This window comes from Paenibacillus azoreducens (assembly GCF_021654775.1).
Classification (GTDB): Bacteria; Bacillota; Bacilli; order Paenibacillales; family Paenibacillaceae; genus Paenibacillus_AQ; species Paenibacillus_AQ azoreducens.
The window spans coordinates 6880005-6894947 of sequence record NZ_AP025343.1; the positions used below are offsets into that span (position 1 = coordinate 6880005).

The following is a 14943-nucleotide window of genomic DNA, read 5'->3' on the forward strand; positions in this document are numbered from 1 at the left end:
AAACAGAAAAAAGCAGAAACTTTTAAAATCCCATTTCAAAAGTTCTGTTTCGTAGCCCTTGACAGGAAAATCATTTCGTGAAAAAATATTACCTAACGAACGTTAGTTAGTTAAGTGGAGGCGATGATATGAATGCAAAACGCTCGCTTTTGGATACCGCGCTTACCCATTTTGCACGCGAAGGTTATGAAGGAGCTTCCCTGCAAAAAATAGCTGAGGACGTCGGGATTAAAAAACCTTCCATATACGCTCATTTCAAAGGGAAAGATGATCTGTTCCTCTGTTCGCTGAAAAATGCCCTGAAAGAAGAAAAACGGCGGATTGTCCGCTATTTCTTCAGCCGGAGAAACCTGCCGCTGGAAAAAAGCCTTTTCGAGATGCTGGAATTTCTGCAAGAGGAATATACCCGCAGCAGCGAAAGCAAATTCGTGCTCCGGATGTCCTTTTTCCCGCCTTCTGCCCTCTATGATGAGGTCATGGAGCTCATCCTGCCATTCATTGATTCCATGGAAAGACGAGTGATCCAATTAATGGAGCAGGCTCAGGCGGAGGGATCGGTAACCATCTGCGATCCGGAGGATGCCGCGGTTGCTTATATGACGCTTACGGACGGCATTCTTGTAGAGATGGTATACGGAGGGGTTGCGAGTTCGAAGCGGCGGCTGAAGGCAGCCTGGCCTATTTTCTGGGCCGGGGTTCAAGCTTCCAAATGATATGAAGAGTAAAGAAACGCTTCATTGTTTCATTCTTTGCACATAGGCGCGATCAAGTAAAATGAGCAGCTATTTTCTTGATCGTCCTAACATACCGCGTTTTGGGCGCGGAATTTTTAAATGGCGATATCGTAGATAGGGGGTCAAAAGCACACCCCGATATCGCTTTAAGGAGGAGAACATCATGAACCGGCATTGGTTATTAGTTGTACTGAGCGGCGCCGTGGAAGTGTTATGGGTAACCGGCCTCAAGCATTCTACTCACATCTGGGAATGGCTGCTCACGGCACTTGCGATAGCGATAAGCTTTTATCTCATTATTAATGCCTCGAAGCATCTCCCTGTGGGCACGGTTTACGCGGTCTTCACAGGTCTTGGAACAGCCGGCACGGTGCTGACGGAAATGATCGTTTTCGGCGAACCGTTCAGTTGGTTGAAGACACTGCTTATTCTCGTGCTGCTCGCAGGCGTTATCGGACTGAAACTGATCACGGGGCAAGAAGCGGCAGACACCAAGAAGGGAGCGGATGCGTAATGGCTTGGGCAGCAGTTGTGCTTGCAGGAATATGTGAAGTGATCGGCGTCATCGCCATCAAAGGGGTCACGCAAAAGAAAGGCTGGACCGCTTACGCGATGCTGTTCGCATCGTTTGCCGGAAGCTTCGCGCTCCTGTCCTACGCCATGAATACCCTGGCGATGGGAACGGCGTATGCGGTGTGGACCGGGATTGGAACGGTCGGAAGCACGCTAACCGGCATGTTTCTGTTCGGGGAACCGAAGGAATGGCGCCGTTTATTGTTTATCTCCATGATTCTCGGTTCGGCCGTAGGTCTGAAATTAATTTCGTAATTCATGTCACAAAATCAGAGTCTATTTTGTCTTCCTTATGTGAAAATAAAGGAGGACTGATTATAATGACACTAAGATTTAATTACCGGGCTGTAAGCCCCCATGTATATCAAGCAATGGTCAATCTGCAAAAAGCCGACTCGGCAAGCTCGATCGATCCGGTGCTGCGCGAGCTGATCAAAATCCGCGTATCCCAGATCAACGGCTGTTCATTTTGCCTTGATATGCACGCCAAGGATCTGCTCAAACTCGGCGATTATCAGGATCATATTCTGCTGCTGAACGTTTGGCGGGAAGCGCCCCTCTATTCCGGCCGCGAGCGGGCGGCTTTGGAACTGGCTGAAGCGGTGACGCGCATTTCTGAACAAGGCGTGTCGGAAGCGGTGTACAAACGCGTCAGGGAACATTATGATGAAAATGAATACATGGAACTTATTTTGGCCGTCAATACGATAAACAGCTGGAACCGGATCGCGATTTCGACAGGAATGTTCCCGGGATGCTTTTCATGAATTAAGCCGCTCCCGCCAAACGCCCGGCGATTCCTTTTAAAATAACCCCACAAATAGTATCGGAAAGAAGTGAGGGCGCCTCTCGCAGAGGGGCGCTTTTGCGAAGCAAAAGTACGGAGTGACATGCAGCCTTCGAAGCTTGTTCCGATTACTTTGCGGGCCCCGGAAGTTTAATAGGCGGAACCCCTGACCTTTCAATAGGTACAGGGGTTCTTGCCGCTCAAGTAGACAGCAAGGGAGGATTTCACGATGACGGAAGCCGTACATTTCGAATCGCTATACCGCACCTACCGTTCATACGCCTTGTCCATCGCTTACCGTATGCTGGGCTTGTATACGGATGCCGAAGACGTCGTTCAGGATCTGTTTGCCGAACTTGCGCTGAAGGATACGGCGGAAATTCGGAACATGAAGTCCTATATCGCCAAGTCTGTGACGAACCGCTGCCTGAATTTGCTTCATTCCGCGCAGAAGAAGCGCGAGGAATATATCGGCCAGTGGCTGCCCGAACCTGTAGCAGGCGCAGCCGGGCTGCCCGAGCTTGCCGCAGAGCAAAAGGATACTTTATCCTATGCCTACCTCTTGATGCTGGAGCGTCTGACGCCCACGGAACGGGCGGTTTTCCTGCTGCGGGAAGTGTTTGAATACGACTATGGGCAAATCGCGGACATAACGGACAAGACGGAAGCCAACTGCCGCAAAATTTACAGCCGGGCCAAAAAGCAGCTGCAGGGAAGTGAACTCCCCGCATCACCGGTTAGCAATGAACGGCAAAAGGCGGTAATTACGCGGTTTGCGGATGCTTTTCTTCATTATGATCCGAATACGCTGCTTGAATTGCTCGCCGAAGATGCCGTGTTTATCTCTGATGGCGGAGGCGTGGTGCGTACGGCCATCCATCCGATTTCCGGTCGCGAACGCATCATCAGACTGTTGACCTCGCCGAAAGCTTACCGCGATATGCGCAGCTGGAAGATTCAAATGTCCGAGCTTAACGGCGAAATCAGCCTTTTGTTCATCGACGGAACCGAGGTCAAATCCATCTTCTGTTTCCGCATGACGGACGCGGGCGACCGTTTGCAGGATATCTATAATCTCAAAAATCCCCTGAAGCTGGAACATTTGCAACCCATCATCTTTTGATTCGTATGTAATTTAAAAGCCAACCGTACCGCCTGCTTTTGGCGGTTTTTTCATTTCCGCTCCCTCGCATCCTTACATATCATCCCACGAAAAAACGAGACTGGCGGCGTGGATTTGAATCCACCCTCCTGTTTGTAATATAATCATTCTGACTACACGGTCAAAATGAGAACCGAAGCGTTCAGAAAGGAGTGAATGTATATTTGTCTGAGAAACTAGCGGACAAAAAGAAGCAAATTTTGAAGACTGCCCTGCAGCTGTTTTCCACCAAAGGAATCTCGTCCACCTCCATGCAGGAAATCGCCGAATATTGCGGGATGTCCAAAGGGAGCCTTTATCTCCACTTCAAGTCGAAAGAAGAGTTGGAACAAAGCATCTATCTGTACTGTGAAGGAATGATCCGCGATAGCGTCATGCAGGTGGAGCAGGAGCATCTTCTGACTCCCAAAGAACAGCTTCACAAGCAGGTGGAAGTTCTTCTGAACCGGCTGGAGGAATTGCGTGAATTCGCCATCATGCAGCTGCATGACCAGCATATGGGCGGCAAGAAACCCGCTATATCTCAATGCTTGCGCGAGAAGCACATCCATGCTTTCAATTGGTTCCATCATAAATTGGTCCAGATTTACGGTGAGGACATTTCCCCTTATACGATGGATCTGACGATGTTTATGACCGGAATGCTCACCGGATATATCCGCGCGCTGATGATTCCCGGGCTGCCTTTGAATGTGCACCGGATGGCGGAGCATCTGATCCATCTGCTGGATGACGTGGCTGCAAGCACGCTTCGTGATCAGAGGGAACCGCTCGTGTCGATGCAGGTGTGGTCGAAATGGGTGGAACAATTTATGGTGAACCCCGACAAGCCGCGGCATCCGCTGATGGTGACCAAACAGATGAAAGATCAGTTGAAAGACATCGCTATGGATGAATCCAGCCGGGAATTTGCTCTCGAGTCCATTCAGATTGTAGAAAAAGAGCTGCTTGAACTCGAACCGCGTAAAGCCATACTCGTCGGGATGATGAGCAATCTGGAACAAATTCAGGAGCTCGCTCCGCTGAGCGGGGAACTGAAGGACATCTACCAGCTTTATTTATCCTCAAGACCCGACCGTACATGAACGTTTTATTCAGTAATGCTGCATCAATCGCTGTTGGAAAGACATAAGGAGAGGAGTAGAAACCTGCGAAATGAAGGGAATCATTAATTTCTCGCTAAACAATAAGTTTGCCATCTGGATTTTGACGATTATCATCGCGGTAGCCGGACTCTATAGCGGCCTGTCGATGAAGGAAGAAACGATTCCGAATATTAACGTGCCGTTTCTAAATGTAACGGCGGTTTATCCAGGCGCGGCGCCCGAAGGCGTTGTACAGGACGTCACCGTTCCGCTTGAGCAGCGGCTGCGCAATGTGGATGGCGTAAAGACCGTCACCTCCACTTCCATGGAGAATGCCTCGAACATCGCCATGGAGTTTGACTATGGCACGGACCTGGATCAGGCGACCGCAGCAGTCCGTGAGGCGCTTAATGAGGTCAAGCTGCCCGATGAAGTGCAGAAACCTACCATATCGAAATTCAGCATGAGTTCTTTTCCCGTCGTCTCCCTGAGTGCGTCGGATGATTCCAATGATCTGGAGAAGCTGACCAAAAATATTGAAACCCAGGTTGAACCCGCTTTGGAAAAAATCCCTGGTGTTGCTTCCATATCTACTTCGGGCCAATTCGTAAAGGAAGTTCAGCTGAAATTCAATCAAGAAAAAATGGCCAAGCTCGGGCTTTCCGAAGATACCGTCAAAGGGATCGTACAAGGCTCTTCCATCCGTGCCCCACTGGGGCTGTTCACATTGGACCAGTCCTCGAAAGCCGTCGTGGTGGATGGCAATATCATCACCATGGATGATTTGAAAAACCTGGCGATTCCCGTGATCCCTAGTTCGGGCGGAGCCGGAGCTCAGGGCCAAGGGGCGGCAAACCCGGCCGGCCAAGCAAACGGAACGGGAGCGGCCGCTCCGGGAACAGCACAAAACCCTGGTTCCCAAGGAACGGCAAACGGCGCGGCGATGCAAGGACATCCGACGCAAGCCGTCCCTGCTGGCATCTCGACCGTTAAACTGAGCGACATTGCGGATATCCAAGTAATCGGCAAGGCGGAATCCGTATCCCGCACGAATGGCAAAACATCGGTCGGCATGCAGATCATCAAAGACAACGATGCCAATACCGTCGATGTCGTCAACGCCGTGAAAGAAAAAGCCAAAGAGCTCGAAGGCGAGTTCAAAGGCATGCACCTGACCATCATGCTCGACCAAGGCAAACCGATTGAGGACGCCGTATCCACCATGATGAGCAAAGCGGTATTCGGCGCATTGTTCGCCGTTCTTATCATCCTGATTTTCTTGAGAAACATCCGTTCCACGATTATCTCGGTTCTGTCCATCCCGCTCTCCCTGCTGATGGCGCTGCTGATCCTGTGGAGAATGGATATCACTTTGAACATGATGACGCTGGGCGCGATGACCGTAGCGATTGGACGCGTCGTCGACGACTCCATCGTCGTTATCGAGAATATTTACCGGCGGATGACCAGCGGCAGCGAAAAACTGCGCGGCCGCGAGCTGGTACGCGAAGCGACCCGCGAGATGTTCGTTCCGATCATGTCTTCGACAATCGTGACGATCGCCGTCTTCCTGCCGCTTGCTTTCGTCAGCGGTATGGTCGGCGAACTGTTTATGCCGTTTGCGCTTACGATGGTCTTCGCCCTGCTGGCTTCCCTGCTGGTGGCGATTACCCTGGTGCCGATGCTTGCGCATTCCCTGTTCAAGAAAGGCATCAAAACCAAATCAGCGAACAAGCATGACCATGACAAACCGGGCAAAATGGCTCGCGGTTATCAGCGCATCTTGAACTGGGCCTTGTCCCACAAGCTGATCGCTTTCGGACTGGCTGTCATCCTGCTCGTGGGCAGTTTATTCCTGACGCCGCTCATCGGTACCAGCTTCATGCCGGAGCAAAAAGATAAATACGTGATGATCACCTATACTCCGGAACCGGGCGCCCAGCTTGAAACCGTTGAGAAACGTGCGTTGGATGCCGAAAAATATATTCTCGAGCAGCCGGACCTGGATAAAATGCAATATTCCATCGGAGGAAGCGGCAACCCAATGGGCGGCGGATCCACCAACTCTGGACTGTTCTATCTGCAATATAAGAATGACACCAAAAACTTTGAAGATGTGAAGAAAAACCTGATCGAAGGACTGAAAAAACAGGTCTCCAAGGGCGAATGGACTACGATGGACATGACTGGCGGCATGGGCGGAAGCTCGCTCAGCATCAGCGTCTTCGGCAACAGTCTGGATGACATCAAACCGGTATCCGACCAGGTTCTGAAACTGGTTGAAGCCGATACGAAAAATTTCGAAAAAGCCAAAACAAGCCTGTCCAAAGCCTATGATCAATACACCATCGTCGCCGACCAGCAAAAACTGAGCTCGATGGGACTGACTGCCGGGCAAATCGCGATGAAACTCAGCCCTGTCAGAGAACGTCCGGTTTTGACCGAGATCAAGGTCGAAGACAAGAAATACAAAGTATTTATTGAAACGGACAGCAAAGAGTACAAGAGCATCGACGATATTTCCAATGAAACGGTGGCTTCCCCGCTGGGCATGAACGTGCCGATCAAGGATGTAGCGACCGTGGAAAAAGGCTCCTCTCCGGATACAATTACCCGTACGGACGGCAAAATGGTCGTTAACGTAACCGCGAATATTTTGACGAACAATGTGGGCAAAGCTTCCTCCGATTTGCAGAAGGAAATTGACAAAATCAATCTTCCTGACGGGGTGGAAGTGAAATTCGGAGGTACAACCCAACAAATTAACGATACCTTTACGCAGCTCGGTCTGGCTATGGCGGCAGCCATTGCGATCGTGTACTTCGTACTCGTCGTTACTTTTGGCGGCGGCCTGGCTCCGTTTGCGATCCTGTTCTCCCTGCCGTTCACGATCATCGGCGCTCTCGTCGGATTGTGGATTGGCGGAGAAACGCTGAACGTATCCTCTCTCATGGGTGCGCTCATGCTGATCGGTATCGTCGTAACGAATGCGATCGTTCTGATCGACCGCGTCATTCACAAGGAACGCGAAGGTATGTCGACGCGCGAAGCGCTGCTTGAAGCAGGCGCTACCCGCCTCCGTCCGATTCTGATGACCGCTCTGGCAACGATCGGGGCTCTGCTCCCGCTGGTTTCCGGCCTGGAAAACAGCGCCGGCATCATTTCCAGGGGTCTCGGCATTACCGTCATCGGCGGTCTGATCAGTTCCACGCTGCTGACGCTTGTGATCGTACCGGTCGTGTACGAATTCCTGATGAAATTCCGCAAACCTAAAGCGTCGGAAGAATAAGCTTCAGGCAAGCAGAAACAACAAAGACGCGCCCTATCCTCTATGCGAGGAAGGGACGCGTCTTTGTTACGTTCTGGCTGTTGCATTCGGACTTTTGCAAATCCCCAAATTAAGTGAGTTTGCGCATGATCCATTCAACCGGCCCGCGCGTCCATTTTTTTCTCCACCAATAAGAGAAGATCACCGCAAGCAGAAAATAACCGCAGCCATAAGCAATGGCGAAAGCCAAACTCCCGTTATCCAGTACCTTCACCGTCTCAAGCAGCCCTAATCCAATCAGCACATGTCCTAGATAATGCGATAAGGATAGCTGCCCGGTGTGGATAAATCCTCTTGTAATTCTGGATTCCCCGCTGCGCTCCACAATCATGAAGCTGAGCATGATAACCGCCACCGCCGAACAAGTCGATGACAGCACGTAAAGCATGGTGGGCGGCATCGGTTTTGTAGAAAATAAATAGTGGGCCGAATTCGCATCAAGCACCGGGAAGCTCCATTGGATCAGTCCCCATGACAGAAGTTCAAAAACTATCGTCCCTAAGACCGCAAATAACAGTATTTTTTTATGGTTGCCGCTGTACAGCCATTTTTGCCGGCCCATCCACATCCCTATCAGAAAAAAACATGCCCAAGGGAAAACCGGGTGAAAGCCGTTAAACAGCAGATTGCGGATAAATCCTGAAACCGTCCAAAATCCAGTATATTCATGAAAGGTCGGGTTCCAGCCTTGACCATAGTTAAACGATATTTGCATAACCTGCGCCGCAAGCAGGGTAATGACGGACATCACCAGAAACACCCGATCGGGCGCAACAATCAGCACCGATGCGACAAGCATAAAAAATGCGTAATAATGAAGAATGTCCGCGCTCCAGCCCGTCAACAAAAGGAGGACGCCTGCAACGAATAAAAAGGCCGCTCGCTTATATAAAGTTTTCCGCTGCAAACAGATGACTTCCCGATCCATGGAGTTTCTTGCTTTAGCGGTCATCAACGATACGCCAATGCCTGCAAGCACAACGAATAAGGCGGAAGCTCTGCCTTCAAAAATCCCGGAAAACATGCGCAGCAAGTATGATCCAGAACCGTCAGCACCCATGGCCAGTTTGTAATTCACCATAATCATGCCGAAAATAGCCCAAGCGCGGGCATAATCCAGAGCGGTTATTCTCTGTTTGGACATGTTCATGGGACGCGGTCTCCCTTGATCAAACTAAGCACGGTTACTTTCCATATGTCTTCATAACGGCATTCAAAACCATAACTCATAAAATTGTCCATTCCGTCCATAATCATGGTCAACATCTCCGCCCGGACCATAACATCTTGTTCCGGCAATACACCAAGGTCGACTCCATGCTGCAGAAGTTCCGCAAAACCCTTCGTGTAACCTTCCAAAATTTCAATCAGCATGCGCATGTATTTGGGTTCCCGGTATCCTAATGCATGGTACTGGTTCATGATCTGCAAATAATTCTGGTCCTGATGCCCAATCATATTCAAACCATCTTCAATAAACCGCTGCTCAAAATTTCCTTTCGTATATTGCCGCTTGTCAAAAAACCGGCTGAAATCAATGCCCCGACAAATTTCTTCAAACAATACATCGATCAACGCTTCCTTGGAGGCAAAATGATAATACAAAGCCGGCTTGGATATTCCCAATTCCTTGGCGATCATCGACATGCTTGTTTTTTCAAAACCATGCTCCGCAAATAACCGATAGCTGGTTTCGAGAATGACTTCATATGTCATTTTTTTATTCATATTCATATTAATCAACTCCCTTACTTACCGGTCGGTAAGTAGATCATACAAGAACTTAATTTTCTTTTCAAGAGCTTTTTATAACATTTGAATGATCGCAGCATCCTTTTCCCCAAAAAAAAAGCGAACGTCCTTATAGACATTCGCTTTATCTGTAAGTCAATTTCATAATGGATTTGAATCGAGTGGTTGAACCTAGATATTGGATCAAACGGCAATTGGCATTATGAAATTGATCTTTATTTAAGCCAATTCTCTCCGTAACACGCGGAGCATCTTCAGATCATATGGAATAAATTCCTCCAGGATGCGACTGATTTCCCGATACAGCGGGGTGCGGGCCAGAGCCGACAATTCCTTGGCCAGCTGCGGCGACCATTGGAGCAGATGATTTTCCAAAAAATCAATCTGCGTATCCAGCCACATGAGCTGGCAATCCGGCAAATCCCGCGTTTGATCCATAAATTCTCCGGCCACCGCTATAAACTCCAGCTCGATCGAGAGATGGTCGTCCTTTTCGCTGTCCAACTTGTTGAAGACAATACCGCAACCTTCGTATACAGCACGGATTTGCTGCATGCATCGCTGCCCGCTGCGCAAATCGGTGGAACGGTATACACTCTCACGGACGCTTGGAAGCAGGGCATCGGGCCCGGCAAACAGCCGTTCATATTCCTCCGTCTCACTCCGGCATACCTCATACAGCTCGCAAGGTTCCAGCTCTCCAAAATATTGCTGCAGCCTTCTTCCCCCTTCGGTAAGCACCATTTCCTCACGCAAAGCAACCTGGCGCTGCCACGGCGCGATCAGCGACAAACTCGGCGGATTCCCTAAAAAGTCGATCAAAAACTGGTATACCCAGCTCCTGCCTTGGAGCCATCGGGCCCCTTCCACAGTCTCCAGCAACGATGCCAATGTTGTCGTCATAGCTGAATCCTCCTTTATCAAGGTCCATAACATAAGCGTCTTCACCCTTATAACCCATTAAAGATGTTGTTCAAAAAGTCCGCTTTTAAAAGTGAATCAGGGAGCTGGCTCGACATCGAATCTTGAATTCAGCCGGGGCTTCCGGTACCGTCCTTTTTGAACTCGCACTTAACGAAAAGTTATCCTTCGTTTTGATCTATATACAGACAAGATAGCGCTTTCTTACTCCTAATTTCACCATACCCTAAAATAATCGGTTGATATGTGATATTATTCACATCAAAATGCGGAATCACACTTTTATTTTAAATTTTAATTGAATGTTCATAAACCGGACCATTTCCGTATCTCGTTCAGCCTAAGCGGGGTTGAATCAACAACCCCCCGCCTCTCCATCGCCCTGTTTCTCAACGGCTGTCCGGTAATCCTCCGGGCGGTTCATGTTAAAAAATACATGGCCCGCATCAATCCCCGTCTCTTGCAGCAACGTCTCTTCCGCAATGTAGCGAACACGAAGCATGTTCAGCCAGTCCGTCATCCGCAACCTGCCGGCATGCAAAGCATCCTCCAGCTCAGGTAGAGCGCTGATGTGATATGCGGCCAGCAGCGGCTGCGCCCTTCCATCCTCCAGAGGAATCACGGCTTGAACATTTTCTTCCTCAGCGTGAAGCCTTTCCTCTTCCGCTACAATTTTCCGCAAAAAGAGAAACAGCTCCGGTGAAACAAAAGGCATATCGCAAGCCGCAACGATGATCCATGGCGTTTTGACCGCATGCAGCGCCGCATGGATGCCGGATAACGGCCCCTGTCCAGGAAACCGGTCGCAGGCGATCTCCCGGCCTAACTCACGGTAGGCATCCGCAGTATGCTCATTGGCCGCAATCAGAATGTCCTGAACCGCTGCCGACATGGCGCCGATAATGGTCTCGATCACTTTTTCCCGGCCGACGGCAAGCAGCGCTTTATTCGCTCCCATCCGCCTTGACTGCCCGCCTGCCAACACGACGCCTGTGATTAAGGTCTCCATCATCCAATCCCTTCCTTTGTTTTCAATAATTAAATGTGAGTGTTCACAAACTTGAGCCATTTGCTGTTTAAAAAATACGTAACTGGTTATTTTATCAATTATTGGTTTGTATCCCTTTTCAACACATGATAAAGTGGGGATGGCGGCTTCTCTTAGGCCTCCGTCGATTTGCATTCGGTCGGAAAGGAATGTGCAACGTGCAAGATCATGTGAAAAAACAGTCCAAGCTGATGCCGCTCAAGGCTTTTAATTTTTTGATCTACGGGACTATGGTGATCTTCACCAGCTTTTTTCAATTATACCTGCAGGATGCTGGCATGAACAAATTCGAAATCGGCACCCTGATGGCGCTCGGCCCGTTGGTGTCGCTTTTGGCCAATCCGTTTTGGACCATTTGGAGTGACCGGCTGCAAAATACAAGGCGCATCCTGCTCGTCATGATGACCGGAACTTTGCTTCTCATCCAATTTGTGTTCCATGCGGGCACCTATAATATGGTTTACCTGGCGACGATCCTCTTTTTCTTTTTCCAAAGTCCTTTGTTCGCTCAGAGCAACACGCTGACTTTGGGGTATGTCGCGGATCAGCCGCAAAAATTCGGAACCTTCCGAAATTGGGGATCCATCGGTTGGGCAGTCGTCGCGGTTTCCGCCGGACTCCTCATTGACCAGATCGGCATTTCCCGGCTGTCGCTGCTTGTGACCGCCATTCTGCTCCTGGCTATGGGTACGGTTCTGCTGCTCCCTTCGCGGAAAATGCCTTCGGCAACACCGCCGATCCGCCTGAGAGGTTTCACCCACTTTGCCATTAACCGTTATTTCGTTGCTTTTATTTTACTTGGCATCCTGGTCTCAGTCCCCAATGTCATGAATAATACGTTCATGTCGCTGTATATTACAGAACTTGGCGGTTCGAAAACGATGGTCGGATTTGCCGTATTCCTGTCGTCTTTCCTTGAGATCGCCGTGCTGGTTCTCTTCCACCGTTTCCTGAAGCGATCCCTTGCCACGCTGATCGGATGTCTGGCCTTGGTGAGCATCCTTTTCTGCATCCGGTGGCTGCTGATGGCGGAAGCTTCGAATCCGCTTGAAATTGCGCTAATTCAGATCATGCACTGCATCACCTTTGGCGGATACTTCTTTGTCGGCACCCAGGTCGTCAGCCAGCTGGTACCTCCCGTGCACCGCGCATCGGCGCAGTCCTTGTTCACGCTGACCTGGAGCGGCATCTCCGCAGTCGCCGGCAGCCTGGCAGGCGGATGGCTGTACCAGAACTTCGGCGGTGCGACCATGTATAACATGGGCTTCCTGCTTGCCTTGTTCGGAGCCATCGGCTTTGGGGCCATGTGGTATTGGATCCGCGTGCAGGGGCATCATCCCAAAACAGATGTGATCGAAGAGGAAACCGAGGATTTATAAGAAAAACGTCTATCGATGTATTTTCTAAGAAGACAGACCGCATTTTGCGGATGTTTTTCTTGCGATTATAGAATTACTTAAGCTTCGCTTAAAACTTATACATTCTATAATCTAAAGACGCCTAGATTCCTGAACTTAAACGAAACATTATAAAAGCCAGCTCGCGAGAGAAATCTCTGCGGACTGGCTTTTATGGTTCATTGAAATTGTTCAGACCCCTAAGTTATTTTATTTAGGCAGCTTGAACGAGCTCTTCATCGATACGATCAAATTAAAGACCGGCTCTCCCGGCTTGGAATATTTCGGATCCACATTGAAATAGCCGTGACGGAAAAATTGGAATTTATCCTGCGGATTGGCTTCCTTCATCCCGGGTTCTACAAATCCTTGAAGCACTTCCAGGGAGTTCGGGTTGATTTCATCCAGGAATGATTTTTCGACCTTTTCCGTTTCTGCCGCTTCCAAGTTCTCTAGAGCTTGTTCAGCTTCATCTTCCTTAGGTTTGATCAGCGGTTCGTACATGCGGAACTCCGCCGGAACGGCATGGGTTGCTTCCACCCAATGGATCGTACCCTTAACCTTGCGTCCAGTAAAGCCCGAGCCGCTTTTGGTTTCAGGATCGTAAGTACAATGGATTTCAGTCACATTCCCGTTTTCATCCTTGACAAAATCATTGCACTTGATGAAATACGCATTCTTCAAACGCACTTCATTGCCTGGGAACAGGCGGAAATATTTGCTTGGCGGATCTTCCATAAAATCGTCCTGCTCGATGTAAATCTCGCGCGAGAACGGAATTTGGCGGCTGCCCATTTCCGGATTTTCCGTGTTATTTTCAGCTTCGAGCCATTCTATTTGGCCTTCCGGATAATTTGTGATAACTACCTTGAGCGGTCTCAGCACGGCCATCGTACGCGGCGCCTTCAGCTTCAGATCCTCGCGGACAAAATGCTCCAGCATTTGGAGGTCGACAAGGCCCTGGCTTTTGGAAATGCCCGTTTCGTAAACGAAGCTGCGGATCGCTTCCGGCGTGTAGCCGCGGCGGCGAAGTCCGGAGATCGTCGGCATGCGCGGATCGTCCCAGCCATCGACGATGTTCTCGTCCACAAGCAGCTTCAGTTTCCGTTTGCTGGTAAGCGTCTGCGATACATTAAGGCGTCCGAACTCATATTGATGCGGCGTGCTTTCCATTTCGCATTCGGCGATAACCCAATCATAGAACGGGCGTTGATCTTCAAATTCGAGCGAGCAAAGGGAGTGCGTGATGTCTTCGATCGCATCTTCGATCGGATGGGCAAAAGCATACATCGGATAAATGCACCACTTGTCCCCCGTATTGTGGTGGGTCGCATGGGAAATCCGGTAAATGACCGGATCGCGCAAATTGATATTCGGCGAAGCCATGTCGATCTTGGCACGGAGCACCTTTTCCCCGTCTTTGAATTCGCCTGCGCGCATTTTGCGGAACAGCTCCAGATTTTCCTCCACGCTGCGCTCGCGGTACGGGCTGTTTTGTCCCGGTTCGGTCAGCGTGCCGCGCGTTTCGCGGATTTGATCGGCGCTTTGGTCATCCACGTAGGCTTTTCCTTTTTGGATCAACAGTTCGGCGCGCTTGTACATTTCGTCAAAATAATCGGAAGCAAAACGTTTTTCGGCCCATTCATAGCCGAGCCACTTCACGTCTTCTTCAATCGATTTAACGAATTCCACATCTTCTTTTATCGGGTTTGTATCGTCAAAGCGGAGGTTCGTCATTCCGCCGAATTCCTGAGCAAGCGTAAAATTAATCCAGATGGCCTTGGCATGTCCGATATGCAAATAACCGTTGGGCTCCGGTGGAAAGCGGGTTATCACTTTCTGGACCTTGCCGGACTCCAGGTCATCTGTAATTACGTTTTTAATGAAGTTGGAGGGTGTGCTTGGTTTCTCCAATGTAATCAACCTTTCATCCTGAATTATTCCGCCTTGTCCTAATATAGAAGAAAGACGCAGTTTCCTGCAGCACTTGAATCAATTTCATATTGATTTCCTCTACATCTATTTTATAAGCGTGTTTCATTTAAATATACCTGTAATGTCCAGATAGTTCAATGATTCGACTATTTCTGCTTTGACTGCGGCTATGGATTAAGGTAGCATGGTAACGATAACCAAAAGCGCGGCAAACCGCATCT

The 14943-nt window shown here is 49.6% G+C and carries 13 protein-coding genes; 8 read left to right on the forward strand and 5 right to left on the reverse strand.

Going from position 1 to position 14943, the window contains the following annotated elements; all coding sequences use genetic code 11:
* Positions 1-128 precede the first annotated feature (128 nt).
* The 7 genes from L6442_RS30880 to L6442_RS30910 all read left to right on the forward strand — a co-directional run bounded on the left by L6442_RS30880 (position 129) and on the right by L6442_RS30910 (position 7630).
* Positions 129-713, forward strand: coding sequence for a TetR/AcrR family transcriptional regulator (locus L6442_RS30880; RefSeq protein ID WP_212980528.1), 585 nt, complete (start codon positions 129-131; stop codon positions 711-713).
* Positions 714-897: 184 nt separating this feature from the next.
* Positions 898-1248: a DMT family transporter gene (locus tag L6442_RS30885; RefSeq protein WP_212980529.1), complete on the forward strand. Its 351-nt coding sequence runs from the start codon at positions 898-900 to the stop codon at positions 1246-1248.
* Positions 1248-1562: a DMT family transporter gene (locus tag L6442_RS30890; protein WP_194233992.1), complete on the forward strand. Its 315-nt coding sequence runs from the start codon at positions 1248-1250 to the stop codon at positions 1560-1562. Before L6442_RS30885 ends, L6442_RS30890 begins: the two co-directional genes overlap by 1 nt.
* A 65-nt stretch (positions 1563-1627) precedes the next feature.
* Positions 1628-2074 (forward strand): carboxymuconolactone decarboxylase family protein, encoded by a 447-nt coding sequence (locus L6442_RS30895; protein WP_212980530.1) that lies wholly within the window; start codon positions 1628-1630, stop codon positions 2072-2074.
* 249 nt (positions 2075-2323) lie between these two features.
* Complete coding sequence (locus L6442_RS30900) at positions 2324-3217, forward strand: sigma-70 family RNA polymerase sigma factor (RefSeq protein ID WP_212980531.1); 894 nt, start codon at positions 2324-2326, stop codon at positions 3215-3217.
* A 203-nt stretch (positions 3218-3420) separates the two neighbouring features.
* The gene (locus tag L6442_RS30905) at positions 3421-4341 is read left to right on the forward strand and encodes a TetR/AcrR family transcriptional regulator (RefSeq protein WP_212980532.1); all 921 of its coding nucleotides are present in this window, start codon (positions 3421-3423) and stop codon (positions 4339-4341) included.
* 70 nt (positions 4342-4411) lie between these two features.
* A complete protein-coding gene (locus tag L6442_RS30910) occupies positions 4412-7630 on the forward strand; it encodes an efflux RND transporter permease subunit (protein WP_212980533.1) in 3219 nt (1072 codons plus the stop codon).
* Positions 7631-7739: 109 nt separating this feature from the next.
* Here L6442_RS30910 and L6442_RS30915 read toward each other — a convergent pair whose 3' ends face one another.
* From L6442_RS30915 to mobA, 4 genes are all read right to left on the reverse strand, one after another.
* A complete protein-coding gene (locus tag L6442_RS30915; protein ID WP_212980534.1) occupies positions 7740-8819 on the reverse strand; it encodes a DUF418 domain-containing protein in 1080 nt (359 codons plus the stop codon).
* Positions 8816-9403 (reverse strand): TetR/AcrR family transcriptional regulator, encoded by a 588-nt coding sequence (locus tag L6442_RS30920; protein ID WP_237100138.1) that lies wholly within the window; start codon positions 9401-9403, stop codon positions 8816-8818. Before L6442_RS30920 ends, L6442_RS30915 begins: the two co-directional genes overlap by 4 nt.
* A 237-nt stretch (positions 9404-9640) precedes the next feature.
* Complete coding sequence (locus L6442_RS30925; protein WP_212980535.1) at positions 9641-10324, reverse strand: TorD/DmsD family molecular chaperone; 684 nt, start codon at positions 10322-10324, stop codon at positions 9641-9643.
* A gap of 373 nt (positions 10325-10697) precedes the next feature.
* Positions 10698-11354, reverse strand: a complete 657-nt coding sequence (gene mobA, locus L6442_RS30930; RefSeq protein WP_212980536.1) for a molybdenum cofactor guanylyltransferase — start codon at positions 11352-11354, stop codon at positions 10698-10700.
* A gap of 185 nt (positions 11355-11539) precedes the next feature.
* Between mobA and L6442_RS30935 the strand changes: the two genes are divergently transcribed.
* The gene (locus L6442_RS30935; protein WP_212980537.1) at positions 11540-12769 is read left to right on the forward strand and encodes an MFS transporter; all 1230 of its coding nucleotides are present in this window, start codon (positions 11540-11542) and stop codon (positions 12767-12769) included.
* A gap of 228 nt (positions 12770-12997) precedes the next feature.
* Here the strand turns inward: L6442_RS30935 and L6442_RS30940 are convergent, their stop codons facing one another.
* Complete coding sequence (locus L6442_RS30940) at positions 12998-14701, reverse strand: glutamine--tRNA ligase/YqeY domain fusion protein (protein ID WP_212980563.1); 1704 nt, start codon at positions 14699-14701, stop codon at positions 12998-13000.
* Positions 14702-14943 lie beyond the last annotated feature (242 nt).

What these genes read in the sequence shown, in the direction of transcription:
- L6442_RS30880 (WP_212980528.1), top strand. Translation starts at nt 129, where the DNA reads ATGAATGCAAAACGCTCGCTTTTGGATACCGCGCTTACCCATTTTGCA.
- L6442_RS30885 (WP_212980529.1), top strand. Translation starts at nt 898, where the DNA reads ATGAACCGGCATTGGTTATTAGTTGTACTGAGCGGCGCCGTGGAAGTG.
- L6442_RS30890 (WP_194233992.1), top strand. Translation starts at nt 1,248, where the DNA reads ATGGCTTGGGCAGCAGTTGTGCTTGCAGGAATATGTGAAGTGATCGGC.
- L6442_RS30895 (WP_212980530.1), top strand. Translation starts at nt 1,628, where the DNA reads ATGACACTAAGATTTAATTACCGGGCTGTAAGCCCCCATGTATATCAA.
- L6442_RS30900 (WP_212980531.1), top strand. Translation starts at nt 2,324, where the DNA reads ATGACGGAAGCCGTACATTTCGAATCGCTATACCGCACCTACCGTTCA.
- L6442_RS30910 (WP_212980533.1), top strand. Translation starts at nt 4,412, where the DNA reads ATGAAGGGAATCATTAATTTCTCGCTAAACAATAAGTTTGCCATCTGG.
- L6442_RS30915 (WP_212980534.1), bottom strand. Translation starts at nt 8,819, where the DNA reads ATGAACATGTCCAAACAGAGAATAACCGCTCTGGATTATGCCCGCGCT.
- L6442_RS30920 (WP_237100138.1), bottom strand. Translation starts at nt 9,403, where the DNA reads ATGAATATGAATAAAAAAATGACATATGAAGTCATTCTCGAAACCAGC.
- L6442_RS30925 (WP_212980535.1), bottom strand. Translation starts at nt 10,324, where the DNA reads ATGACGACAACATTGGCATCGTTGCTGGAGACTGTGGAAGGGGCCCGA.
- mobA (WP_212980536.1), bottom strand. Translation starts at nt 11,354, where the DNA reads ATGATGGAGACCTTAATCACAGGCGTCGTGTTGGCAGGCGGGCAGTCA.
- L6442_RS30935 (WP_212980537.1), top strand. Translation starts at nt 11,540, where the DNA reads ATGTGCAACGTGCAAGATCATGTGAAAAAACAGTCCAAGCTGATGCCG.